This window comes from Flavobacterium anhuiense (assembly GCF_050990855.1).
GTDB lineage: Bacteria > Bacteroidota > Bacteroidia > Flavobacteriales > Flavobacteriaceae > Flavobacterium > Flavobacterium anhuiense_C.
Map to the genome: position 1 here is coordinate 2,404,558 of NZ_CP158861.1, position 24,373 is coordinate 2,428,930.

20 protein-coding genes and 1 tRNA gene are annotated in these 24,373 nt (G+C 36.5%); 6 read left to right on the forward strand and 15 right to left on the reverse strand.

The window, feature by feature from the left end; translation table 11 throughout:
* Nucleotides 1–9: 9 nt before the first annotated feature.
* Entirely contained in the window at nucleotides 10–1,440 is a 1,431-nt protein-coding gene (locus tag ABTV69_RS10615; protein WP_433836156.1) for a RagB/SusD family nutrient uptake outer membrane protein, read from the reverse strand.
* Nucleotides 1,441–1,451: 11 nt separating this feature from the next.
* Nucleotides 1,452–4,481, reverse strand: a complete 3,030-nt coding sequence (locus ABTV69_RS10620) for a SusC/RagA family TonB-linked outer membrane protein (protein ID WP_433836158.1) — start codon at nucleotides 4,479–4,481, stop codon at nucleotides 1,452–1,454.
* A gap of 537 nt (nucleotides 4,482–5,018) precedes the next feature.
* On the opposite strand from ABTV69_RS10620, the gene ABTV69_RS10625 reads away from it, so the two are divergent.
* The 4 genes from ABTV69_RS10625 to ABTV69_RS10640 all read left to right on the forward strand — a co-directional run bounded on the left by ABTV69_RS10625 (nucleotide 5,019) and on the right by ABTV69_RS10640 (nucleotide 6,586).
* Nucleotides 5,019–5,240, forward strand: coding sequence for a helix-turn-helix domain-containing protein (locus tag ABTV69_RS10625; protein ID WP_129053979.1), 222 nt, complete (start codon nucleotides 5,019–5,021; stop codon nucleotides 5,238–5,240).
* Nucleotides 5,241–5,534: 294 nt separating this feature from the next.
* Nucleotides 5,535–5,819, forward strand: coding sequence for a hypothetical protein (locus ABTV69_RS10630; RefSeq protein WP_433836160.1), 285 nt, complete (start codon nucleotides 5,535–5,537; stop codon nucleotides 5,817–5,819).
* Between the two features lie 13 nt (nucleotides 5,820–5,832).
* Nucleotides 5,833–6,261 carry a hypothetical protein gene (locus ABTV69_RS10635; protein ID WP_433836162.1) on the forward strand — a complete coding sequence of 143 codons (429 nt, stop codon included), beginning with the start codon at nucleotides 5,833–5,835 and terminating at the stop codon, nucleotides 6,259–6,261.
* 43 nt (nucleotides 6,262–6,304) lie between these two features.
* Nucleotides 6,305–6,586 carry a helix-turn-helix domain-containing protein gene (locus ABTV69_RS10640; RefSeq protein ID WP_433836164.1) on the forward strand — a complete coding sequence of 94 codons (282 nt, stop codon included), beginning with the start codon at nucleotides 6,305–6,307 and terminating at the stop codon, nucleotides 6,584–6,586.
* 142 nt (nucleotides 6,587–6,728) lie between these two features.
* Here the strand turns inward: ABTV69_RS10640 and ABTV69_RS10645 are convergent.
* The 4 genes from ABTV69_RS10645 to ABTV69_RS10660 all read right to left on the reverse strand — a co-directional run bounded on the left by ABTV69_RS10645 (nucleotide 6,729) and on the right by ABTV69_RS10660 (nucleotide 10,397).
* A tRNA-Ser gene (locus ABTV69_RS10645) sits at nucleotides 6,729–6,816 on the reverse strand.
* Nucleotides 6,817–7,339: 523 nt separating this feature from the next.
* Entirely contained in the window at nucleotides 7,340–8,452 is a 1,113-nt protein-coding gene (locus tag ABTV69_RS10650; RefSeq protein WP_433836166.1) for a hypothetical protein, read from the reverse strand.
* Nucleotides 8,453–8,622: 170 nt separating this feature from the next.
* Nucleotides 8,623–9,204: a fibrobacter succinogenes major paralogous domain-containing protein gene (locus tag ABTV69_RS10655; RefSeq protein ID WP_433836168.1), complete on the reverse strand. Its 582-nt coding sequence runs from the start codon at nucleotides 9,202–9,204 to the stop codon at nucleotides 8,623–8,625.
* A gap of 38 nt (nucleotides 9,205–9,242) precedes the next feature.
* Entirely contained in the window at nucleotides 9,243–10,397 is a 1,155-nt protein-coding gene (locus ABTV69_RS10660) for an LOG family protein (protein ID WP_433836170.1), read from the reverse strand.
* Between the two features lie 252 nt (nucleotides 10,398–10,649).
* On the opposite strand from ABTV69_RS10660, the gene ABTV69_RS10665 reads away from it, so the two are divergent.
* Nucleotides 10,650–12,635, forward strand: coding sequence for a hypothetical protein (locus tag ABTV69_RS10665; RefSeq protein ID WP_433836172.1), 1,986 nt, complete (start codon nucleotides 10,650–10,652; stop codon nucleotides 12,633–12,635).
* Nucleotides 12,636–13,139: 504 nt separating this feature from the next.
* Here the strand turns inward: ABTV69_RS10665 and ABTV69_RS10670 are convergent.
* Nucleotides 13,140–15,806, reverse strand: coding sequence for a UvrD-helicase domain-containing protein (locus tag ABTV69_RS10670; protein WP_433836174.1), 2,667 nt, complete (start codon nucleotides 15,804–15,806; stop codon nucleotides 13,140–13,142).
* Nucleotides 15,807–16,256: 450 nt separating this feature from the next.
* On the opposite strand from ABTV69_RS10670, the gene ABTV69_RS10675 reads away from it, so the two are divergent.
* The gene (locus tag ABTV69_RS10675) at nucleotides 16,257–17,192 is read left to right on the forward strand and encodes a hypothetical protein (protein ID WP_294965791.1); all 936 of its coding nucleotides are present in this window, start codon (nucleotides 16,257–16,259) and stop codon (nucleotides 17,190–17,192) included.
* A gap of 134 nt (nucleotides 17,193–17,326) precedes the next feature.
* Here the strand turns inward: ABTV69_RS10675 and ABTV69_RS10680 are convergent, their stop codons facing one another.
* The 8 genes from ABTV69_RS10680 to ABTV69_RS10715 form a co-directional block, all read right to left on the reverse strand.
* A complete protein-coding gene (locus ABTV69_RS10680; RefSeq protein ID WP_294965794.1) occupies nucleotides 17,327–18,313 on the reverse strand; it encodes a PDDEXK nuclease domain-containing protein in 987 nt (328 codons plus the stop codon).
* Nucleotides 18,314–18,332: 19 nt separating this feature from the next.
* Nucleotides 18,333–19,556: a site-specific integrase gene (locus ABTV69_RS10685; protein ID WP_294965796.1), complete on the reverse strand. Its 1,224-nt coding sequence runs from the start codon at nucleotides 19,554–19,556 to the stop codon at nucleotides 18,333–18,335.
* Between the two features lie 596 nt (nucleotides 19,557–20,152).
* Nucleotides 20,153–20,725 (reverse strand): hypothetical protein, encoded by a 573-nt coding sequence (locus ABTV69_RS10690; protein WP_433836177.1) that lies wholly within the window; start codon nucleotides 20,723–20,725, stop codon nucleotides 20,153–20,155.
* A 72-nt stretch (nucleotides 20,726–20,797) separates the two neighbouring features.
* Nucleotides 20,798–21,370 (reverse strand): Crp/Fnr family transcriptional regulator, encoded by a 573-nt coding sequence (locus ABTV69_RS10695; protein WP_433836179.1) that lies wholly within the window; start codon nucleotides 21,368–21,370, stop codon nucleotides 20,798–20,800.
* 21 nt (nucleotides 21,371–21,391) lie between these two features.
* Nucleotides 21,392–22,126 carry a metallophosphoesterase family protein gene (locus ABTV69_RS10700; RefSeq protein ID WP_433836181.1) on the reverse strand — a complete coding sequence of 245 codons (735 nt, stop codon included), beginning with the start codon at nucleotides 22,124–22,126 and terminating at the stop codon, nucleotides 21,392–21,394.
* A gap of 7 nt (nucleotides 22,127–22,133) precedes the next feature.
* Nucleotides 22,134–23,219 (reverse strand): ACR3 family arsenite efflux transporter, encoded by a 1,086-nt coding sequence (gene arsB, locus ABTV69_RS10705; RefSeq protein WP_433836183.1) that lies wholly within the window; start codon nucleotides 23,217–23,219, stop codon nucleotides 22,134–22,136.
* A 1-nt stretch (nucleotide 23,220) separates the two neighbouring features.
* A complete protein-coding gene (locus ABTV69_RS10710) occupies nucleotides 23,221–23,835 on the reverse strand; it encodes a low molecular weight phosphatase family protein (RefSeq protein ID WP_433836185.1) in 615 nt (204 codons plus the stop codon).
* Between the two features lie 42 nt (nucleotides 23,836–23,877).
* Nucleotides 23,878–24,351, reverse strand: a complete 474-nt coding sequence (locus tag ABTV69_RS10715; protein WP_433836187.1) for a DUF6428 family protein — start codon at nucleotides 24,349–24,351, stop codon at nucleotides 23,878–23,880.
* Between the last annotated feature and the right edge of the window lie 22 nt (nucleotides 24,352–24,373).

Sequence of the window (24,373 nt, forward strand, 5' to 3'; positions counted from 1 at the left end):
GGAATGTTTTTAATATCCGTCATTTTGAGGAAGCAGATTTGGATTTACCCTCAACTCAGAGTCAGGGATTGGAAAGAGTCTGTCAGTAGTATTCCATCCAGGTTTTGTTCCAGAGAGAAAATTATCCAGATTTGCTGTTCTTTTAAGATCGAAAAATCGATGTCCGAGCTCAGTAAATAACTCAAGCTTTCTTTCGTTGAGAATAGCCTGCAGAAGATTTTCAGTTGTCGCTGCAGTTGTATTTTGAAGACCTGCGCGATTTCTAATCTTATTTAAATCTCCTTTTGCTTCTTCCAATTCATTGAGATGTACTCTTGCTTCCGCACGAATAAAGTATTGTTCTTCTAAACGCATTACAATTGAATATTCAACGGAGGTTCCAGTTGGACTTTTTTGTTTGTATTTATTAGAGTGGTACCAGGTTGATGTTCCGTTTGTGACTGCTTTTATCCAATGGGTTTTTCTTAAATCATCAGAACTAAAGGCTGTAAATAGTTCATTATTTAAGGCAACAAGTGTCGGCGGTCCACTGGTAAATACAAAAAGATTTCCTTCATCTGTATTTTTGCCAGCTGTTGAGGGCATCAGCTGCCAAATAGTTGAAGTGCTTTCTTTTAAAAATACTTTATCAATATTGCTTTCCCATGGGTACAGATTTGTGTTATTAATTAGCAGAGAAGCGGTTTGTTCAGCCAATTTCCATTTGCTATCGTACAAATAAACTCTTGCTATTAAAGCTTGTGCTGCTGATTTATTTGGACGAACACGACCTGAAGAAATATAATTAGAGGGTAATAACAAAATTGCTTTTTGTAAATCATTTATAACCTCAGGATATATCTCAGAGACAGGTTTCTTAGAAACGACAGCATTTGTTTGGTAAGAAGTGGTTGTAATGTATGGTATGCTGCCATAAATATTAGTCAGATAAAAATGAAGCAGTGCTCTGATAAAAAGAGCCTCGCCTAATAATTGATTTTTGTCGGATTCTGCAAGTTTTATATTATTAGATACTCCTTCAATTACAGCATTTGCAGCATATATTTGTTTGTATGTATTATTCCACCATCCTGCGACAGTAGTATTTGATGCTATGATAGTATTATTATAGAAATCTTTAGCAGCATTGCTGTCTGTTCCATAAAACGTTAATTCATCCGAGTAGTTTCCTAAAAGATTAGAAATTCCTGTCGGTTTTCCCGTAATTAATCCGTTGTCTCTTATCTGAGCGTAAACATTTACCAAAGCAGCATTGGCAGTATTTTTATTTTCAAATACTGTATTTCCTGTTAATTGAGAAGTCGGAAGATCCACATCTACAAAACTGTCACAGGAATAAAGTAAAGAGCAAAGTATCGGTATCCAGGCGAAATAAAATGATAATTTTATTTTATTACCAGTAAAGAAAATTAGCTGTTTCTGTTGTATATAATTTTTCATAGTCGTTCGTGTTAGAAAATAAGCTGTAATCCCAATGCATATATTTTAAGAGGAGGTAAAAATCCAGATACTATAAACTCAGGATCGGCTCCTTTATATGAGGTGAAGGTTAGTATATTCTGGCCTTGAAGAGAAATACGGCATTTTAAATTTTTCAGGCTGTTTTCAGGTAGATTATAGGATATTGAAATGTTTTTAAGCCTTAAATATGACGCATCGGTTATAGCTGCATTACTGTTGGCGTACAGGTTGTTTGCAGCTGTTGCCAGTGAATTTGTTCCTGAACTGTACATCTGGTAGGGACCAGTATCTCCAGGATTCTGCCAGCGGTTTAATACTTCTGTAGTTTTATTAGACATACCCCCAGGCAGGCCTAACATGCTTATTGAATTCCAGTTTTCTTGTTTAACGTATTGAAACAGAAAATCAAGCTGCCATCTTTTTAAGTTGAACTGATTTTGCAGACCGCCATAAAACTTTGGACTGAAATCTTTAACCGTTTGTCTATCATCTGGGGATGAAATTTTTCCGTCCTTATTGACATCTTCAAATTGATAAATTCCCGTTTGGGTATTCAGGCCTATGTAATTGTAAACCTTTTGAATGTTGATGGATTTTCCAATTACATACTGGTTAGCATAGGTAGAGTTTTCCAATTGAGGGAAGGCTATTAAATTATTTTTTGGAACAGTCAAATTCAGATTTGTTATCCATTTGAAATTTTGCTTCTCAATATTAACTGTTCGAATACTCTGTTCTAGTCCTGTATTTTCAACCGTCGCATTTAGGTTTGCTAATATTGAATTGAATCCTGTAGTTCCGGGAAGTGGAATTCCAACTAATTGATTTGATGAGCGATTGCGGTAATAGGCAGTCGTTAAAAAAATGCGATCTTGAATAAAACCTAGATCTAAGGCTATTTCCATTTTTTTGTTGGTTTCCCATCCAAAATTTGGATTATATAAACGATTGGGCTGCAGGCCGACTGTTCCTTGATAATTATTGCCTGCAGAACTATAGGTGTCTAAGAAGTTATAATCTCCGATTTGGTCATTGCCAGTAGTTCCGTAACTGGCTCTCAATTTTCCAAAGCTTAAGATTTTATTTTCTAGCAATGGTTCTTTTGAAAATAACCAAGCTGCTCCAATCGCGCCAAAATTGGCAAATTGATTGCCCGGACCAAAGCGGCTTGAACCATCTCTTCTTCCTGTAAGATTAACAATATAACGATCTTTCCAATTAAAATTTGCCCTACCAAAGAATGCTTGATATTTATATTGTGTCTGCTGATTTGTAAATACATAGAGATATGTGGCTGACGCTAAGTCATAAATTAAGCTGTTGCTTGCAAATCCGTCTGCTTCTTGTACAAGCTGTGCGGTTTTTTGCTGTTGAAAAGTAGCACCAGCCAAAAGTTCTATTTTACCATGCCCAATTTTTTTATTCCAATTCAATTGAGGTTCAATAATCCACGATTCTCTAGTGCTGTTATTGACAAATAATGATGAAGATTCGCTTCCCAGGCCAAGTGAGGGATTGTATATCGTTGATGGTGAAGTTCTGGTTTCATCATAACGGAGATCACTAAATCCTACGCTTGTTTTAATTTCCAGCTCTGGGATTATCTGGTATGATAAAATTGCATTTGCAATAAGATTAGCTGTATTGGCTTTGTATACCGCTTCGAGATTACGTAAGGGATTATTAAACGTTCCGTTCTCCCAGTTTAGATTTCCAAAAGCATCATATAGAGCGGGAGAATTTGGAGACAGCGATCTTGCCTCTCTTGTAAAATCAGTCGCAGGTAAATTGTTATTTTGTGAAGAATATGAGGAAGACAAATTTATCTTAAACTTATTATCTGCTGATTGATGATTTAGATTAAAGTTCGCTCCGCCTCTTTTATACTTATAATCACCAGGAAAAACGGTAGTTTCATTATGGTAATTACCACTTAGAAGAAATTGCGTCTGAGCAGATCCGCTATTTATTGATATCTGGCCATCATTTATTTGAGCCGTGCCTCCAATAAGTTCTTTCTGCCAGTCAGTATAGCGACTTTGATCCCAAGTGCCGTTTACATCATAGGCAGCTGCTGGATATTTTACAATTCCATCATTTGCAAATGCTTCTTTTCGCATTTCCAAGTATTGATCCGTATGCATTAAATTCATGTAGCGAGTCACATTTCCTACGGCTGTGTTTGTATTGATTGTGAATCTGGTTTTTCCTTCCTTGCCCTTTTTTGTATTTATTAATATAACTCCATTAGCACCACGGGATCCGTAAATTGCAGTGGCATCTGCATCTTTTAGAACTTCAATGCTTTCTATGTCTGAAGGATTAATTGAACTTAGGGGACTCACATTAGAACTTGGAATAATAATCGACGAGATATTATTATTTGATATATAATTTGACGCATAAGGAACTCCGTCGATTATGTAAAGAGGCTGATTTCCATCAGCACGTAAACTACTAGTTCCCCTTATCTGCACATCAAATCCACCTCCCGGTGTTCCTGTGGTTTGGGTAATTGTAACTCCTGCCATGCGGCCTTGCATTGCAGAAAGTATGTTGGTAACCGGCTGTTTATCGATGTCCTTTGCGGTGATTTTTGCTATACTGCCAGTACGTTCGCTTTCTCTCACAGAATAATAGCCAGCATTAATTTTTATTTCCTGAAGAGCTGTTGTATTTTCTTGCATCTGCACATTTAGCTCTGAGTGCTTAGCTACAGGGATTTCGACTGTTTTATAGCCGATATATGTAAAAATAAGAATGTCATTTGTGGACACTGTTATTACAAATTTGCCGTCAAAGTCTGTTATTACAGTATTTTTCTGGTTTTTCACCGAGATACTGACTCCTGAAAGAGGAAGAGTACCATCGGTAACAATACCAGAGATCTGCTTTTGTTGTTGTGTAAGGGGAGAGTGCAAGATATTCCTTGCTAAGGCTGGCGTGCAAAAGAGATAGAATCCGAAAATAAACGGATACCAAAGCGTTGCCAACCCTTTTTTCAATGAATAAGTTTTCATAATTTTGGGTTAGTTAATTTGAAACGAAAGTTTTTATTAATTCAGCTCTCTATACTTGTTTGATCGCGGGTTAGAGGGCTTTTTTTATAGTATTAGAAATGAGAAGGTAGATCTATACTATATTTAGTTCTGCTTTTTTTATTTCATAAGCATGTAGGTTTATTTGTTAGACAATAAATCTAAAAGCGAGACAATAAAAATAAAAGCAATGCTAAGAATTTAGGTTAAGTAGAATGAATCTCTAAAAAATAAAAGAGGCGCGGAACTCAACATATTCGCTTCCGAGGTACTGCTAAGAACCTTTTCACACGAATAAGAGAGCCCACGCCAATTATTAGAGGCGTGAGCATTTACACTTAGTCATCTCGTGTGATTAAAAATTAGCAGTTTTCGGAAACGAGACTCCAAGCGAATGCTTCATATTTTTTTAATGAAGAATCGCAAATATATTAATTCAGTGACAAATATAACAAAATAATCTATAATTCGGATTTTAATCCGAATTATTTTGAGTTTTAAAAAGTTACTTTGTTAATTATGAAGGACAAGAATCGTATAATAGTTGACTACATAGCACTTGAGTGGGTATCAAAAGCCAAATCTCAAAGCTCATTTGCTAGGGAACATAATATCGATGAAAAAACTGTTCGAGAAATAAAATATAATAAAGATTACGCCATAAGTCTAAATACTTTAATTAGAATTTGTGAAGCAAAAGAAATGAAGTTGTGTGATTTTTTTAAATTATTAGACATTTAAATTTATCCGAAATACGATCTACTTTTAATCTTCGATATCAGCAACTATTCAAATTTCTTTAAATTACGATTTAAACTCTGCGTGCTTGGATGTTTTTAAATCCCTTTGATTTTCTTTTTGTCATATTTATATTAAACTCCTTTTTTTTGTCTTTTCTTCAATGTTTTCAATCTTAGTTTTATTGTAATCTATCTTTAAATGAAGGGGTACAACTTGGGTACAACAAAAGTTGTACTTGTGGATAAATTTGATTAATTGTTACTTTGATTTTCGTTGAAATTAAAGAGAAGTAATATGGATTATTCAAAACCTTTATCAGATTTTTTTCTGGCTATTGAAAGAGATTTTCGAATCAATACTACTCATATTGCAATATTTGCAACACTTATTCAATTTCGAAAAAATAGTGGTTCAATAAACCCTATACAAGCATACAGCTTTGAAATTCAGAAAATAGCTAAAATTACTTCACCCAAGACTTATTATAAATGTATGGGAGAATTGCATGCATACGGTTACTTAACTTATGTTCCAACTAAAAATAAGCAAAAACGTAGTATAATATATTTTCATTTATAATAGACGAGTAAAAATGAAAAAAGTTAAAACATATGATATTATAGATAATTTTTTTAAACTCGATACGAGATTAAAAAATATAGAAACTCTAGTACAAACAAATGGATTTGGGAATGTTCAGAGTCAAGCCTTCTCCTCTTGTAATAAATGCAGAAGTTCTTATAATAAAATCGAGCTTGCAAATCTTTTTTATATTTTAATGGATGAGGGAATTTTATATTTTGATTCAAATGATACGAAAAAAAACCGAGCCAATTTTCAGAAATTTATGAGTGAAAATTTCACTTATAATGACAATGAGGATAACCAGAAAATAATAAGTACAATAAGTAGGCAATTTTCCGAATGCAAAGGCTACACCTATAAAGGGAAGCAGATTAGATTTTTAGATGAATTTATTTCAGTAATGCAGGAACGTAAGAAAAGGCTAGAGAGCTGGTAAAATGGATTAGAGAGAAGATTAATAATATGTAAAAGACTCAATGATGATGAAGAAGGAAAAATGGTTGTCCTATATGATGGAAATGAAGGAGTTGATAGGGCCTGTAGTGGCAAAACTGGAAAGGATTGATTCAAAAATCAGCCAGGGAAAAGTCTTGAGACCTGAATATTACCGTAATGAAGATTTAAAAAAGATATTCGGGCTGTCCAATAATACTATAATAAAATACAGGCAAACCGGAATTCTTCCGTATACTAGGCTGGGAGATATTTTTCTGTATGACAGTGGCAAAATCGATAAGATACTGAGAAGCAACGAATCATAATATTTCAACTATTTGGTTACCATAGCTTTAAAAAAACAGTCCCTATTTAGGACAAAGTTCGATACCGTTCTAAATGAAAAAGCCTTTAAACGTCAGTGTTTAAAGGCTTTTTATTTTTAAAAGTCGCTTTTGGGACTTTGTCTGGCGGAGGAAGAGGGATTCGAACCCCCGGACCTGTTACAGTCAACAGTTTTCAAGACTGCCGCATTCGACCGCTCTGCCATTCCTCCATTATAACGCAATAATCTTCCCATTGCGGGTGCAAAGATAAAATGTTTTTTTGATTGCAAAAATTTTTTTGATACTATTTATGCAGAAAATAATATCAAGTCATATATTAAACTCAAGCATAAGAAAAGTTTAAGAGTATTAGATAAGGTAAATAGTAGAAAAATGAAATATCATAATTCAATTTAATGGAACCTAAACAATTTATTAATATGAAATAGATTATTTCTTTTAATAATTCTGGTTGTTGATGCTAATTAAAATTGGTGTAAGTGGATGCGGGTTGTAATTTACTGATCGTTCAGATTTAGTTTCAGGTGTTGTAAAATTAAATTAAATGCAGTTATAACCACTAGTCCACTAAGAACAAAAATCTAATCATTGGAACTCTTATCTATGTGGTGACAGGCATGAAAAAAAAGTTTCTTGATATCGATTTTCCAGATTCTTTGATAATGAGAGTCAGATAGTAACAAAAAAAAGAGCGCAGCTGGACTTGCATGAAAATAGAGGGTAAATGGATGATTAAGTAGTAAGCTTTAACCTGTTTCCGCATCTTACGGCATTAAACCAGAGAATTTCAGTTTGAAGTGCGCTTACTTCCACTGCTGAAAAATCTTCATAATCGATATAGCTGTCAATTTTTAAATCGGAAACGAACAAGGGATAATGCGTCGTTTTATTTTTAAATTTATAAGAGATGTAGAGCGCCAGCACACCGTTACTATATAGATAGTCTTGGGCACTAAGATCAGCATCGTTTCCCTTGCGGGATTCACTTTTAAGATAGGTGCATAGATATACCCGGGCTACATTCTTATCATAAAATTCGAAGGAAGCATCATGAAGCAGAGCCATTAGGCAGAGTAGAATTTCAGGGAGTTTATCTTCGATTATATTTAGATAATTTAGATCTAAATCGAACTTTTTCAGAACGTTTGAAAAGTTGGTGTGAAAGTCATCCGATATCATTTCTGAACTAAAAACTGACTCAAAGCGAATTGCTCCCCTTAGCACACTGCAGAGACGGTTCATATTTTCGCGTGTTTTCCTGATTGCTTCCCGTCCTTTTCGGACAGTTTCTTCTATCTCGACGTAACCTTCTCCGTCTGTTTTTGGAAAGGAATCGTAAAACGTCATTAATTTTTCGGATTTCAATACATTGAGAAGGTAGTGCCCCTGCTCTTTTGTGTAGCTCTGCCTTAAGAACTGTTCAGCGAGCTTCTTGTTAAATCCCGTATACTGCAACAGATGCTCTTCCGACAGGTCATCAAGACCGTCTTTGTAAAGGACCTCAAAGAGACGAGTCTCGATTTTATCTATGTTTACTCCACCCAGCAAAAAATCAGAAAGATCCTCTTCAGTTTTTAAATCTGAAAGCTGTACCGATTCGCCTAGTTTTAGCATCTGTTCCTCTGCTAATTTTAGCTTGGCATACCTTGTGTTTACTTTTCTGTGAAAAATACCCTGATTCCTCTGCGGATGCGCAATAAAATGGGCCAGTTCCTTTATCAGACCGTTATAATTCAGATATTCCCTTGCCGTAATGAGTAAAGTTCTTATTGTATCTTCGTCAAACTGGTCATTTTTAATCTTATCCAATGAGGTAAGCAGAGTGTTCTTTATTTTTATGGACATTTTCGCCTTGTTTTTTTGTTCGAAATAATTTTCTGGCCCTTAAGAGCAGCAGTGTCCCGTTTGTAAATCCGGATATAAAGCTCCTGTCGTAGCGATATAAACTTAAAAATAACTTAAATTATTTCGAACTAAAAATAATTTTCATTTAATCTTTTCTTCAAGAGATACTGTCAATATTGATTGGTAATTTTTAGGCATCTTATATAGAATCCTTCAATTCTGTACTCGCTGCTTACCCGTATGCTCGGATCGTTAATTTTTAGCTGGACTGCTTCTGATGTTTTGCCAGGAGCAGGAAGTTCAGGCTGGCCAGGAATGGTGTCGGAGGTCCAATAAAATACAGAGTTGCCGAAACCTTCAAAACCTCCAGCTCTGAAGCCATACAATTGTGCATTGAAACCAGTGCGATGCTGAAGCATTTCGGAGGCAGCAGCCAGCCCGCCAAAATTTTGCGAGAGCAGATTCCAGTCTTCAACCGACGGAATTTTCCATCCTGCAGGACAGATGTTTTCCATTGCATTAACTGCAAACCAATTATAAAGTCTGCCATAAGCTATATTCTGATTTTGGTTTTCAAATAATGTCTGGCAAGGAAAATGGGAGTTCTGCCACTGAAGACTGTCCTGAACCAGAGTAATGGGACTTCCATCAGAAAATGTTTTAACTCTTAAATTTTCCGCCATCCAAGTCTGGCTGCCTATTTTGATGGTCCTGTATTCGTTGCCCTCTATATCTTTGATTATTTCGTCCATTAAAAAGTATGTTTCTAGTATATGTTTTACTGTTTTATCTAATAAGTTTTAATAATTGCTTCGTTTGCTGAAGGGGTTAGTTCGATGGTGGTAAACTTCAGAATCTCCGCAATGACATCTTCCTTGCTGTCAAAGATTGATAAGATTAGATTTTTGTATTTTCCTTTTTCGGACATTTCTTTTAGTAGCGGATAAATCGGACGGTCTTCTGTCCAATACTCCTGGTTGAGAAATACCATCGGACTCGCATAGCCAAAACTTAAATAATGGTTCTGTACCGCATCCTGGAAGATTTCCTGAATTGTTCCTGCACTTCCTGGAGCAAAAATGACTCCTCCTTTTGCAATGGCAAGAAGACCTTCCTCACGTACGCTGTTGTCAAAATATTTTGCAATTCTCGAAGCGAAAGGGGTGGGTGGTTCATGCCCATACAGCCAGGTTGGAATGCCGAGACTGTCAAATGAGCTTTCTGAATACTTATCCAGGACTTGGAATGCTTTATCCAGCCATAAGCTATCTTTGAAGCTTGGAGCCAGGGATAATGTCTCTAAAGCGGCGCTCAGGTCTTTGTCATCACGTCCTGCAAACCATGCTCCGAGATGCGAAGCTTCCATGGCTCCTGGGCCTCCTCCCGATATGATCAGGTATCCCAATTCAGTCAGTTTCTTACTGATTTTTGCCACATCGAAATAACTTGGATTATTACGAGGAAGATCATGTCCGCCCATAACGGCAACGATTTTTTTTTCATCATATTTGGCCAGAAAGTCATACAGGGCGTCGGTTATGGAGTGGTCGTGAAGTCGGCGGGAAAGCGTTTCCTTGATGTCCTGGGCTTCTTTTCCTGTCGCTATATAGTGGTTGTAAACAATTTTATCTAAAGTACTTTCGTAGCTCTCCGGGCTTCCCAGCACATAGTTCCCTAACAGGGAAGACTTGGTGTAAAGTGAGTTTACATAGCTGTTGTATGGCGCATTAATCTGCGGGAAGATAAGATTGTCGGCAAGCAGATGCTGGCCGAAAGTTTCTGGCAGCCTGCAGCCTAAGAACAGACAGTCTGAAAATTGCTTGTTTTCAAGTGTAGCGTCTGTAAAATTAAAATTAAGATTTTGAAAAGCCATCTGGCTGATTTGATTTGAACCTGTAAGAAGGATTCTTAAATCTTGCTCATTTTCTATTTCCCTGTATTTCATAAAGCAAAGTTTAGTTTTATTTGAATTGGTAAAGGATGCTGAAAAAGTAATTCTATTTCTGTTGCAAAGCATTGCGTATCAAAAATATGCTTTTTAAGCCTATAAACGAATGCGTATTTATACGGTTTTTTTAATTTTAAATATGCTGGAAATCAGTTTAATAAAACTTTCGATAGTACGCTTTTGATTCTGTGCTTTTGACTTGAGTCTTCAAAATCTTATTTTAGCTGTTCATTATCTATCAAGTAAAATATGGAAGAGGATCAATTTGGTGCAGACCAGGGAAAACCAGAAATAACGGATGCTGTGCAGCTCTGGCGATTACTGAAAACAAAGGCAGGACTGGATCTGCAATATTATGATAAGCAGATGTTGGATTCTGAAGATCCTGATCTTAATCTTTATTCCTTGCTGGGAATAAAATGCGATAAACCGTCAGTGGAAGAGAATATGCAGGTAGCAGGTGTTACACTGGAGCATCTTCTTCAAGTGCTGCTTAATGCTTTTCATCCCTACAGCATGATGATCAATGAGATCTGTCGGTTTTTTACCAAGTATGAAATCAAATATGCCGATCAAAATATTAGAATGGAATTTGATTTTGAATCCCTTACGGAAGATATGCAGTTTGATCTTGAAAATTTTCGTGAGATTGCGCGCAATTATCACAGTATTGAGGTCCAGAGTTCCGCTTATGAGATCAGGCTTCTTCAGATTAACCAGCTTAATGACATATTTCCCGTAAAAGCTACTGGTGTAATTGGCAATGAATCTGCAAACCGCTGGATTGAATCGTATGAGGGGGCAGGTAATGACGCTGTTTTTACGTCCCCGAATGTTGAAACGCCGGAGACGGGCCATCCAGACCTTGACCGTAATCTTGCCATTATCCTGAATATATGGCGATCTTTTGTAAGGAGGTGCATGGCATACGGTGGCACCCTTACGGATTTAGAAGAAGCTGCCAACTGGCCTAAGGACAGAGTATCTATAGAAAGCGATGTGAATGTTCTTGACGATGTAAAGTTTTTATGCCATGCTTCGTTGAACCATTGGGCAAAGTTTTTTTTAATCAGATTTTTTGGCACCATTGAAGAAATAGATGAGCTTGGCGAACAGGAGCGAAACTTTCGTTTCAATGAATTGTCCGACCAATTGGGGCATTTTGTTTCGAGCTTGAACCGGGTCGCCGTCACTGTATCGGAAGAGGTGTTGGCCGAACAGCTTCAGGATATTCTGAATCTGCCCGTGTGGAAATTCCGATATGAACTTTATGCAGCCTGGGTGCTGGCTAAAATTGATCAGGCTTTTGATGGTCACAATGTGATGCTGCATCATGCAAATGGCAAGCTTTCCCTTCCCTTTAAAGGTACCAAGATTGCTACGATGGAAAGCAAACAGGGAGATTTTGAGCTCTGGTCGGAACTCAAAAGCCCGCTAGAAAATCCAAGCAGCAAAAAGAGAAAAGCCGCCATTCAGCCTGATTACCGGATCTTTTTCAGTGAAGATGAAGATGTTCCTGCTAACCATTTCGCAGCCGTGGAGGTAAAGCAGTATAGGAAGTCCAACAAAAGGAATTTCACCGAAGCGATGGATGATTATGCGAGAGGGCTTCCCAAGGCAGATATTTTTTTAGTCAATTACGGCCCAGTAAAGGATAATATTGTTTTGCAGTTTCCAAAGAGATGCACCTATATGGGACAGATCAGACCGGATAATGAAGGAGGGGGCAAATTTGTCAAGAATCTGCAAAAAGTCCTGCCGTCACCGAAAGATCCGCCTCCTAGGCTCGAAGAGTATCTTAAACCTGCCCTGCATTACCTTTTCTTAGACTGTCCTTTTGACGAAATATATGTAGATGTATCAGGGTCTCTCAATAAGGAGCATTATAAAAGATTTTTGAGAGCGGCAGTTAGCCCACTGCTTGCTGGCGGAAGAATCAAAAAATTAGTAGCAGTGGACCATAGCCTGAAATATGGGTGGGAATATCCAGTTGAAACTGCGCTTGATGAACTTACTGCAATGCAATTTACGGGTGGCACAGGTTTCTGGGATTCTATTAAAGGTTTAGGCTGCATCAAACTGGTTATTACCGATAAATACGGTTACAATGACTGTGTAAGGGGAAACAATCTGATAGGAGGATGTCTGGTCTACGATAAGCATAAGGTTGATTTCATTCCCATAATACAGGATGTGTGGCATTATTATAATACGACAGAAAGCCGTACCGATTAATTGGTGAACGTTAGCTACATAAAGCCTCTAATGGTTCGCCACCAGTCATAATTTTGCGAATCTGGCGCGATGTCGAAAAAATGGTCCAGCTTTCTGTCAAATAATCTAAGCACTTAATTTGGGTTAAACTAAACCTCAGGTATGCCGAGATCAATGAGAATTTCAAGATGGCTAATTATTAATCAGAATTATTGTTGTTATGGAAGATGCGCTGGAGAAAAATTGTATTACGGGACTTCAGACTCCGCAACATAAGGATGGTCTGATGAATTCCAATTTATTTATTCTATTTTTCCAACAGATTGTTTCTATTGTTGAAGATTTTTTATTTCGGTTTTGGCCGGTGATAATCATATTGGCGGGATTGGGAAGGGATCTTCATTTTTATTTTGACCGGTGATGGTAAGGCTGTTTGAAAAGTTGTAGTTTATTTTGTAGGGAAAATCATTTAGCTTTCTTAAAGTATAGTGTATTAATATTTATTAGGTTATAATTTTGAGCAGTCTATTTTAAATTTATAGTATTTCTGCACCCAGGATAATTTGTGCATCCTAAAAAGTCTCCATATATTCCTGTTCTCTTAATCATAAAGCCACTTTCGCAGCTGGAGCATAAGAATTTATCATCTAAAATTTCTAAGTTCTTATAGGTCTGATTGCAGTTGGGATAATGGGAACATCCCAAAAATTGGGTGGCATTATTTGGATTTTGCCTTATGACCAGTCTGCCTGTTCTGCAGTATGGACAGTTAGTAGCGTGCAGATTTCCGTCTTTTTTCACCAATAAATAATTATGGTCTGTCAGCAGTTCTTCTGTAAAGAGAGAAGCATCCGTTGGAATTAGTAGTACCACTTCATTTTTGGTTCTCGTTAAGGCTACATAAAACAGTCTGCGTTCTTCCGCAAATCTGTATTCTTCTTCATCACTAAGCAAAAGAGATAAAATAGGATCATCAGTCATTTTGTTGGGGAATCCAAGCAGATGGTTTCGAAGATTCAAAATAATAACATTATCAGCCTCTGTTCCTTTAGACTTGTGCACCGTGAGGTATTTGATTTTTATTTCTTCAAATCCTTTGACATGCAAAGCATCATTTCTTTCAATGTATTTTATCCTGCTGTCCGGTTTTAATCTGATCAGATCATTGATGTCAAAACTATGCCTTCCCAAGACCAGGATGGATTTGTTACCATATCTGATGACTAAGTTTTGGATCTGATTTATGAAAACATCTTCTATTTCATCTGGTTTGTAATACACGAAATTTAAAGGTTCTTGCAGAGGTTCTTTATTGGAGATGGGTCTTTTTGAAATCTGTTTTGGATTTTTTTGGATGTATTTTGAACTGATGTCGATTAGAGACTGGGAATTTCTATAAGTACGCTCTATCAATAACTGTTCGTATTTGCCTACATGCTTCTCAAAGTTGCTGAACAGTGAAACATCGCTGCCTGCAAAACGGTAGATGGACTGCCAGTCATCTCCCACGCAGATCAGTCTTGCGCCTGAAAGATCGCGAATTTCTTTAATCAGATTAAATCGGGAAAAAGAAATGTCCTGGTATTCATCAATGATTATATATTTGTATGGATACTCTGGGCTGCTGCTTTTTACAGCGTCGGCTGCCTTATTGATCATATCATTGAAATCAATTTCAATTCTGTCTGTTAATTTCTGTTCATACTTTTCAAGAATCGGAAAGGTAAACTGCAGAAACATTCCCTGACGTTCAATCATGAAGGAATTCTGTGATTTTTTTTTCTCCAACAACAGCTCCATTAATGAATTATGGTTTAACTGTCTGGATTTGATAAGATTGATAAAGGTTTCAATAAGGCTGTTGATTTCTTTTCCGAAGTTTTTTTCATCATCGGACACTTTTTTATAGATATCCTTAGTGTTTTTAGGTTTAAAAGATACATGTTCTGCTTTCAGCATCTCTTTAAGTTTTTCCAGCAGGATATTGTCTCTGTTGTAATACGAATACGTTTCCAGCAGTTTGGTTTTATGCTCTATATGCGTATTTCTTTTCAGTTCCATTTCCTCCACATATTTCAGCTCATTGAAAGGAGTGAGCCATTTTGCCTGATTGTGCTCATCAACGCCGAAATGTTCCAGATAGAGGTTGTAATCTGTTAGGAAGAAGTCGGGACGGTACATGCCATCTCCATAAGGATAAGGCTTTTCATATTCGTATTCAATGCCATTGAGATACAGGAAATTAGCGATCATTAACTCCTCGACGCTTTTTACTTTTTCTCCTTTCAGTGTATCGAGATTCGCTTTTGCTTCAATATTTAAGGGTTCGCATTTTGATTTCAGTGTTTGAAAGTCAATTCCTTTTTCGGTGTCCAGTTTTTCTCCCAATGAACCATAGCTGTCGTTCTCTTCCGGAATATTCATGTAGCAGGCCACATATTGGATATACGACTGCAGGGCCATATCATCATCCAGAATGCCGGTTTCGAGATATTCCCTGATAACGCCGCTTAAAGTATTTTCATTGGTTACTGCGGGAATATCATTATGAAATTTTTTAATGGTGTCATAGCCGAGCTTGTGAAAGGTGGTTGCCTGCACGCCGAGATTGAGCTTTTGGAGCCTCTCATTCAATTCGGCGACAGTTTTTTGCGTAAAGGATAGGAGAAGGATTTCATCGGGCTTGATGTTTTTCTGCTCTATCAGGTATTGGACTTTTCCAAGAATGGTAAGCGTTTTTCCTGAACCGGCACCAGCAATGATGAGGTTTGAATACTCGTCTGTAATTACGGCAGTGCGCTGCTGGTCATCCAATTTTTTTTCTTCAATGTTGTCAAAAAACAATTTCAGCTTTTCTTTTTGGGCGCTGACATAATTTTTATTATACTGGACAATGTAATTGTCAAAATCTTGGAAAATTTCATTGAACTTTTTTACGGTTTCCTCTTTTTTATAAAAATTGGTTCTGTTTTTAAAGAACTGTCCTACTGATGCATACTTAGATTTTATGCGGTCGCGTTCCACCCAAGTAATGTAGTCATTAAATTGCCGGATATGTGCAATAAAATTTTTAGCCTGTTCTAGATTGATTAAGTACTTTTCTTGGAGATACTTTTTTCTTTGTAAATAATGCCGGTAGGTAGTAACAAGAAATACGATCGTAATAAAAACAAGAATAATTGTTGGAACCATGTTTATTATCTGTTTTTGGGGTTAACTCACTGTTTTTAAACAGTTTTCAGGTGCGTTTTCAAAAATACGAATTATAGACATTTTGTTACACGTATAAATACCTGTTATAAGCTATATCTATAATTTTAGTTAGTTAGTTAGTTAGTTAGTTAGTTAGTTAGTTAGTTAGTTAGTTAGTTAGTTAGTTAGTTAGTTAGTTAGTTAGTTAGTTAGTTAGTTAGTTAGTTAGTTAGTTAGTTAGTTAGTTAGTTTTGATTTTTGACGACAGAGGGGCTGGATAAAAAGGTTTTTCATTAAGAAGGGAAGATATTTAATTCAGTCATAATTGTTTTTTAACTGCGCAAAATTACTGCGTACTTCTTAAGTATCTTTGATCTTGTTAAGTAAACATATCTAAATTTGATACCGTAATTATTAATGCTTCTTGTGAGGCTTTAAAATAATAACATAATGAAAGAAATAAATTATTTAGAACCTGATGAAATCTGGGAAATATTTAATGTAAAATCTGAACATGATTTTAGAGAAAAGTATTTATTAAAAGGGAAATTCCATTCTTTAGTTCCTGAGGCGATAATTAATGATTACAAAGTAGTTGAAAGACTTATGTATTACAGCTATTTTAATTATCCATTAATAGATGAAGCATTTTCAAAATCGACACGAATTTTTGAAGCAAGTGTTACTTTAAAACTCGAAATTTTAGGTTTAAAAAGAGATGGCTTTGAATCATTATATTCAAAACTTACACGATTAAAAATATTAGCTTCGAATGATTTATTTGAAGAATGGAAAATAGCAAAAAAGTTCAGAAATGATTTTGCGCATCGTGAAGCGGGCGCTCTAATGGGGATTATTCTGATGAATGCCTTTAAACATAATTTGAATCTAATAAACTCAATTTTTCTTGAATCTTCAACTATTTTAAATAAAGAAAACAATCTTAAATATATGCTTCAACAGAGCGAGCATTTAGTAAAAGGCTTATTTATTTTAGATTACAAAAACACAAAAATATTACTATCTGGAGCAAGACCTTTTTCAATTGGAATTATAAATAATCTGGGTAAATCTCTATGGGTTTTTATTCCTATTACAGGTAGTAAGATTATACAAAAGGTAAATGATTTTCCTTCTTCATTAATTTTAAAATTAGAAAATGTAGAGATTCATGAGAAAGGGTTAAAGGCGATAGATGCTGAAACGAAAGAAGTAATTCAGCTTACAATAACGGAGAATGCGGAAAATGTTGAAAAATTCAATCTGCACAATAAGCGAATTGCAGAAATCGAAAAGATTTCACCGGATATTAGTTTAGAGTATATGTCAATGTTAAGACATAAAACAGCGAAAGAAATTGCAGATTTTCTATATAAAGATTGGTAAATACATTACAGCTAACAGCTTATACAATGGATTTAGTCGATTGAATTAATTGAAAATAGTAGAAACTTAAATTGTAGCCAGTTCAATTATGTCCGCGGTGCGGACACAATTGGAAATGTTTAGAAAGAATAGATTTATTCAATTTGTAAATTGCTGTTGAACAATTCATGTATTTTTTGCTGGAGTATATTTTTATCTGGTAGGTGCGTTTTATATTCGGCTACCATAGTAGGAGAAAGAGTTCGACTTAAAGCATATTCTACAACTTCACTATCTTTGTCTTTACAAAGTAAAATTCCGATACTTGAATTTTCTTTCTCTTTTTTTACATCTCTGTCTAGGGCTTCTAGATAAAAATTAATCTGTCCTAAATGTTCTGGCTTAAACTTATCTGCTTTCAATTCAAAAGCAACAAGGCAATGCAGTACTCTGTGGTAAAATAATAAATCAATATAGAAGTCACTGCTTCCGACTTGAACTTTATATTCTTCGCCTACATACAGAAAGTCTTTACCCAGCTCAAGAATAAAATCTTTCATCTGTTTGATAAGCCCTTTCTTGAGATCTTTTTCATTGTGGGGTTCAGAGAGATTTAAAAAATCAAAAATGTAGCTGTCTTTGAGTGAATTGATTATTTTAGGGTGTATTTCTCTCAACGCTGTTGAGAGTTTTGCATTTCCGAGCATGGTACGTTCAAAAAGACCGGAGGAAATTTGCCTCTCAAGTTCTCTAAAACTGTAGTTTTCCTCTTTAGTAATTTTAAGGTAGAACTCCTTTTCTTCTATACTTTTACATCTGGAAAAAATAGCAAGATTGTGTGACCAACTGATTTCTCTCAACAGTGTTGAGAGATTTGGATAATCCTTATATTGCTGATAGAATTGTTTCATCCTCCAAATATTTTTATTTGAAAATCCTTTTAACGTCGGTTCATTTATAAGCAGATAATTTGATAATTCATCGACAACAGAAAGACCCCACTCTTCAGATTCTAATCTTTGACTGATGTATTCTCCAACGTTCCAATAAAGGTCTATTAATTCTGTATTGACTGCTTTTAAAGCTTTGAATCTTGATTTCTTAATAAGATTTAAGATATCTATAAATTGGTTTTGAAGCATAGCTTGAAATTTAAAGTTACTACCTAAATTTAGATTTCAGTTTCTCCATATCTTCCATTATATTCACATCCAAAACTTTTGCATAATGCTGTGTCTGTTTAGTATTGGTATGCCCCATCATTGCTGATACATTTTCCAGTCTCACGCCATTTCCTAAAGTTACTGTGGTAGCGAAAGTATGTCTGGCAACATACCAAGTAAGATGTTTGTCTATGCTGCAGGCATCAGCTATTTCCTTAAGATAAGCATTCATTTTCTGGTTAGATATTTTCGGGATAAGACCCTTCTGCTGGTTTTTATATTTAGAAATAATTTTCTCAATAGTAGGCAGTACTGGAACATTGGCTCTAGTAGCAGTTTTGGCCCTGCTGGTCATAATCCATAAGTTTCCATTTGAATCTTCGGATAAGTTTCTTTGGGTCAGATCCATGGCATCAATGGGCGCATATCCTGTATAGCAACTGAAAAGAAATATATCCTTAACCTTTTCCAAACGGGGCGTTGAAAATATTTTATTCTCGATTGTATTAAGTTCTTGTTGTGTCAGGAAAACAGCATCTTTTACACTCAGCCTTCCGTCATAAACGTTGAATGGGTTCTTTATGATCAAATCCATTTTAATGGCATAATTGCAGGCAGTTTTATACATTTTCATATACTTTACCACCGAATTGTTTTTGATGCCTGTCTGGTCTTTAAAACTGCTCTCGTATTTAAGGAACTGTTCCAGTTTAAACACAAATGAGCTTGATATTTCAGATGCAGGCATATCTTCCTTTTTGTAGGCGCTGGTGATGAAATCCAAAAGTAAATCCTTTGCTCTTTTGTACTTCTGCAGTGAAGCCGCAGCGCGTTCTCCGGAATTGACTCTTTTGGTGAAGAATATATTGTATGTTTCCATAATTGAAATTATGGAAGGCCCTTGAGGCTGGCCGATTTTGGCTTTTCCTGTAAGTTCAGCTTTTAGCAATTCCAGATCAACCTCAGGATCAATTCGGAAGAGTTCTGTAAACTTCTTTTCGGCATTCAGCTGAATGAGATCAAGAGAACTTTTGATTACCTTTTCTTTTTCTACCTTCAGTGTATTTTTCAGATGGTTTGTCTGAATCCATCTTTCTTTCGAGATGAATTTTCCCGAGGAGATTGTAATCCTTTTGTTTTTATAGGAAAGTCTTAGAATAATAGAGGATTCTCCGTCTCGGTTAACCCTCTCGGATTTTAGCAAGAAAATTGTTTTTAACATGTTATCTAGTTTTAAAATTAATAATCAAATTGAATTAAAAATTTTAAGAGAGCCCATTGATACCAGGGAATTCCCGGGGAATTCTTTTTATTTTGGTCACCAATTTTGTAAAAGTGACTCCAAAAAAAAGTGGGTACTCATTGGGTGACTACTTTTTGATAAAACATGTGCTTTTTGAAAAGTATGTAAAAACGAAAAAGCCTTTAAACACTAGTGTTTAAAGGCTTTTGATTTTTAAAGTTTCTTCTGAAACTCTATTTGGCGGAGAAAGAGGGATAACAACTGTTAACTGATCCCCCTTGTATATTGCATTTCTTATTATTTTTTTGGTAGTGCGCCACGATTCTGCCATGAACTTATTCTGCGTATTTATGCATATTGAAAAGTTACAGATCGGTTAGCATCTTATTTAAATCATCAAAATAATTCGTGATTGATTTAAAGACAAATATATGCTTTTTAAGACAAATAATGACAAAGACTTTTTATTGAAATTATTCATGGAAGAAATTAGGAGTTACTTTATTGAGCTTTATCGCAACTGACAGAATAGTTTCAAATATGAAAAAATAAGAAAGTAGGTTTAAAAAAATCAGTTAACAACATTTGATCGTGTTGCGTATATTGTTCCAATAGAGTCTTGTTTTTGAAAAGCATAAAAGCGTATGAAGCATTCCTATCATTATGGCTCCTGGCAAAAGATTGATGGCAACTGTATGGAATAATACATAATTCTGATATTCAGTTATGCTGGGCATGATAATTATGCCATCATTTCCGTATTTTAATTTCAGTGATAATACCACTGCTATGGATGCAAAGTGAAACCCGTTTACAAAAAGATGCAGGATGTATTCCCATCGAGGAAGCCCTCCCATAAATTTCCTGCTGTCTTTTTCAATGTACGCATCAATGCCTAGCACTAAAAGATCAGCAGTGAAAACAACTAAACCGATTATGAAGCTGATCTGGCAGTCCTGCTTTAGGAATAAGAAATATAAGATTGCAGGAAAGAAAACTGCTCTTAAGGTGTGAGTAAGATGTTCTGTTCTGCTCTCGGGGTGATCCTGAAGTCTGTATTTGAAGATATGAAGGTAGAACCCGTCATATACTGCAAGGATAGAGAAAAGGATTAGTAAAACGGTGGTAATGATAATTGCTGTTTCCATTTGTCTTGAATTTAATAGAAAGCAAAAATAGGATGGCAGCCGGAGTACTTGAAAGGACAAATGTCCTCGAATTTACTGGTTGATTTCTTTTCGTATGCGGCTTAATGTCCTGCGTGTTATTCCAAGATAGCTTGCAATGTCATTTACTGAAGCCTTGTTTATAACTGCAGGCTGTTCCTCGAGCATGCGCATGTATTTTTCCTTTGCACTTTCATTGCACAAAACACTGGCATACTGTTCCATCACCATATACTGCCGCTCGGCAATTGTCCTACCTATATTCTGCCAAAGAAGGCTCTTTTGGTAGAGGATCTGCAGGTCATTGTAACTGATTGTAATAAGTTCCGTATCTTCTACGGCCTGAATGCAAAGTTCCGACGGCTGCTGGGAGATAAAGCTTTTATATGAAGCTGTGAGATTATTTTCAGTGCAGAAGCAGGAAGTCACTTCTTCAGATTTTTCATTTATGTAATATGTCCTGAGAAGCCCTTTTTTTATAAAAGCGGCTTCATGGGAGGTTTTGCCGATCTCTGCAAAATAGCTGTTTCGGGCTAATGTCCTTATTTTGAAATACGGACTGTAATTTTCAAACTCCTGATCGGTGAGAGGCACGATGTTTTTTAAAAATAATTTAAAACTTTCCATAGCAGGTTTATTTTCAATACTTTAATATGCTTTTCTAAGCATAAACGCGTAAACTTCCGGAAGAGGACTTTCTTCAATAGCGCGGGCTGCTTTTTCAATATCATAAGGAACTCTTATGAATTCCACTTTTATGCCGTCTTTTTTGGAAAGATTGCTGCTTTTTTCAATGGTTACCACTGCATAGCAGCAGTCCGGATTTCTATCTTTTGGCTTTCCAACCGAGCCTGCATTAATGGCATGAAAATAACTGCCCTTTTTATTGGGATTTTCCAGTATTCGGTGATACGGCAGATGAGAATGTCCGCAGATAAGAATGTCTGTGTTGGAATCAAGAAAGATATCAGCGAAATCTTTCTCATTTTTGTCCTCAAGCAGATATTCCCTGTTGCTGTTAGGACTGCCATGAACCATCAGAATCTTTATAAGTCTGCTGGTCGTCTGGTATTCAAGTTTAATAAGGGCAGGAAGAGCAGAAAGATATTTGATCTGCTCTTTGCCCACAATCTGGTATGCGTAGCTTTCTGTGTCCGTTGAACCGTCATTATGTATTTCGACAGCTTTGACATCATGATTTCCCGCTAGCGTTGGAATGTGTCTTTTGCGGATTTCGTTGATCACAGCATTGGGGCATACATTATAGCCGACCAAATCTCCTAAGCAGTAAACGGCATCAATATTCTGCTCTTCAATACTTTTTAAAGTCTGTTCCAATGCGGGGAAGTTTGCATGTATATCCGATATGATTGCAATTCTCATGATTCTTCTAAGCGGTTTCTGCTGGCAGCTGTTTTGTGAAATATTTCTTTCTGAACCAGAATGCAAGGTTAACCAATGCTATAAGAGCAGGGACTTCTACCAAAGGACCTATAACACCAGCAAAAGCCTGTCCGCTGTTTATTCCAAACACGCCGATTGCCACTGCAATGGCAAGCTCGAAATTATTCCCTGTTGCTGTAAAGGCTATAGAGGTCGCTTTTGAATAGTCTGCCCCAAAATATTTACCGGTGAAAAAGCTGATGACAAACATCAAAGTAAAGTATATGACAAGCGGTATTGCAATACGCACAACGTCCATAGGAATCTGAACAATAAGTTCCCCTTTAAGGCTGAACATTACAATGATTGTAAAGAGCAATGAAATAAGAGTAATCGGCGAGATAAAAGGCACATACTTAGTTTCGAACCATTCAGAACCTTTTAAAGCTATCAAGGCATAACGGCTTATGATTCCAAGAGCAAAAGGAATACCTAGATAGATGCCGACACTCTCGGCAATCTGTGCAATGCTGATATTGACTTCAAAACCGTCATATCCAAAATAGGGAGGAAGGATGGTGATAAAGATATAAGCGTATACACTGTAAAGCAGCACCTGAAAAATACTGTTAAGGGCAATAAGCCCTGCTGCGTATTCACGGTTTCCGTCTGCCAGATCGTTCCATACCACAACCATGGCAATACAGCGTGCCAGACCGATCAGGATCACCCCAATCATGTATTCAGGATATCCGTTCAAAAACAGGAGTGCCAACAAAAACATTAAGACAGGGCCTACAATCCAGTTCAGGAATAAAGAGGCACCCAAGACTTTAGTGTTTTTGAAAACCTGCCCCATCTGCTCATATTTTACTTTTGCCAGTGGTGGGTACATCATCAGAATAAGTCCTATTGCCAATGGAATGTTTGTTGTTCCGCTGGAGAAAGAATTGATGAAATCTCCGCTTGAAGGAATATAGTACCCTATTGCTACGCCTATTGCCATAGCAAGGAAAATCCAAAGGGTCAAGAAGCGGTCAAGGAAGCTTAACTTTTTGCGTCCGACCACTGGTGCACAGTTATTTGCTGACATTTTATTTTTTTATTTGTGAGAATACGTAAAACATTTCAGTTCCTATCTGAAGGCTGCGCTCCAGATAAGTTTCCTTCTGCTGAGGCGTTCCGTCAGAAATTTTTGGATCTTCAAAGGTAATCGGGATTCTTTTCTCAGCTCCTGCTATAAACGGGCATCCGCCGTCAGCCTGCGAGCAGGTCATTATTGCGGCGAATCCGCTTTCAGGATTGAAGTCATCATCATAGGTTTTGGAAAAACCGATAACAGGAAGTTCGTCAGCTGAATATTTTATGGAATAAACAGGGTTTGATCCCTCTGAAAGAGTTTTGATCTTAAATCCTGAATCCTTCAAAGTCTCAGCTGCCATGGGGAAAAGGGCAGTAGCCTCGGTTCCTCCTGAATAGCATGAAACGTTTTTTATGTCATAATAGGCAGCGGCAGTCTGCGCCCAAACCTGCGACAAATGGCTTCTTCTGGAATTGTGTGTGCAGATTAAATTTAGTCTGGTTTCCAGATTGCTGTCCGCTTTAGTCTGAATGAAGTCGATTAATGGCTGCAGGACTGCTTTGCGATCTTCGGAGATCTGCTTAAAATCAAATGATTTAACGGTATTCTCAATTTCTGAATATAACATAGTTTTTTGGCTGTAAAGGTTTATTGATTATCTGTTTAATGATTAGCAGCATCCTCCGCCCGGAGTGCATGAAGAAGCATTATCTGCATTTAGCTGAGATAATTTTACCTTAGGCTTATCAGATGGAATACCGCACTGCTCCTGAGCAAGACAGGCTGTCTGTTTATTTACTAAAGTGAAGTTTTTACCGTTAAAATCCAAATCGTATTTACCGATAGTGGTGTTCTGGTACTCCACTTCAATTTCATTGTCTTCAATTCCCAATACTTTTTCTGAAAGCTCAATGATGTGGATCAGTTTCTGCGGTTTAAGCCTGTGCTCGTAGTCGTTGGCATCCCAAAGCTGGAAATTTACGACTGTTTCTTTTCTTACTGTTCCTCCGCAGTCGATGAAGTTTTTGGTAACCAGACCTACTTCAGTTACGTGAAAATATTCCGGTACAAATGTGCCGTCCGGCAGTTCAAAATTTACAGCTTCCACTGTTTTAAGCACTTCTTTAATTTCTGAAAGTTTCATAATTTTTTATATTTAGTTAAAC

Bases quoted from the DNA above. Each gene is read 5' to 3' on its own strand.
- ABTV69_RS10615 (WP_433836156.1), bottom strand. From the start codon at position 1,440: ATGAAAAATTATATACAACAGAAACAGCTAATTTTCTTTACTGGTAAT.
- ABTV69_RS10620 (WP_433836158.1), bottom strand. From the start codon at position 4,481: ATGAAAACTTATTCATTGAAAAAAGGGTTGGCAACGCTTTGGTATCCG.
- ABTV69_RS10625 (WP_129053979.1), top strand. From the start codon at position 5,019: ATGAAGGACAAGAATCGTATAATAGTTGACTACATAGCACTTGAGTGG.
- ABTV69_RS10630 (WP_433836160.1), top strand. From the start codon at position 5,535: ATGGATTATTCAAAACCTTTATCAGATTTTTTTCTGGCTATTGAAAGA.
- ABTV69_RS10635 (WP_433836162.1), top strand. From the start codon at position 5,833: ATGAAAAAAGTTAAAACATATGATATTATAGATAATTTTTTTAAACTC.
- ABTV69_RS10640 (WP_433836164.1), top strand. From the start codon at position 6,305: ATGATGAAGAAGGAAAAATGGTTGTCCTATATGATGGAAATGAAGGAG.
- ABTV69_RS10650 (WP_433836166.1), bottom strand. From the start codon at position 8,452: ATGTCCATAAAAATAAAGAACACTCTGCTTACCTCATTGGATAAGATT.
- ABTV69_RS10655 (WP_433836168.1), bottom strand. From the start codon at position 9,204: ATGGACGAAATAATCAAAGATATAGAGGGCAACGAATACAGGACCATC.
- ABTV69_RS10660 (WP_433836170.1), bottom strand. From the start codon at position 10,397: ATGAAATACAGGGAAATAGAAAATGAGCAAGATTTAAGAATCCTTCTT.
- ABTV69_RS10665 (WP_433836172.1), top strand. From the start codon at position 10,650: ATGGAAGAGGATCAATTTGGTGCAGACCAGGGAAAACCAGAAATAACG.
- ABTV69_RS10670 (WP_433836174.1), bottom strand. From the start codon at position 15,806: ATGGTTCCAACAATTATTCTTGTTTTTATTACGATCGTATTTCTTGTT.
- ABTV69_RS10675 (WP_294965791.1), top strand. From the start codon at position 16,257: ATGAAAGAAATAAATTATTTAGAACCTGATGAAATCTGGGAAATATTT.
- ABTV69_RS10680 (WP_294965794.1), bottom strand. From the start codon at position 18,313: ATGCTTCAAAACCAATTTATAGATATCTTAAATCTTATTAAGAAATCA.
- ABTV69_RS10685 (WP_294965796.1), bottom strand. From the start codon at position 19,556: ATGTTAAAAACAATTTTCTTGCTAAAATCCGAGAGGGTTAACCGAGAC.
- ABTV69_RS10690 (WP_433836177.1), bottom strand. From the start codon at position 20,725: ATGGAAACAGCAATTATCATTACCACCGTTTTACTAATCCTTTTCTCT.
- ABTV69_RS10695 (WP_433836179.1), bottom strand. From the start codon at position 21,370: ATGGAAAGTTTTAAATTATTTTTAAAAAACATCGTGCCTCTCACCGAT.
- ABTV69_RS10700 (WP_433836181.1), bottom strand. From the start codon at position 22,126: ATGAGAATTGCAATCATATCGGATATACATGCAAACTTCCCCGCATTG.
- arsB (WP_433836183.1), bottom strand. From the start codon at position 23,219: ATGTCAGCAAATAACTGTGCACCAGTGGTCGGACGCAAAAAGTTAAGC.
- ABTV69_RS10710 (WP_433836185.1), bottom strand. From the start codon at position 23,835: ATGTTATATTCAGAAATTGAGAATACCGTTAAATCATTTGATTTTAAG.
- ABTV69_RS10715 (WP_433836187.1), bottom strand. From the start codon at position 24,351: ATGAAACTTTCAGAAATTAAAGAAGTGCTTAAAACAGTGGAAGCTGTA.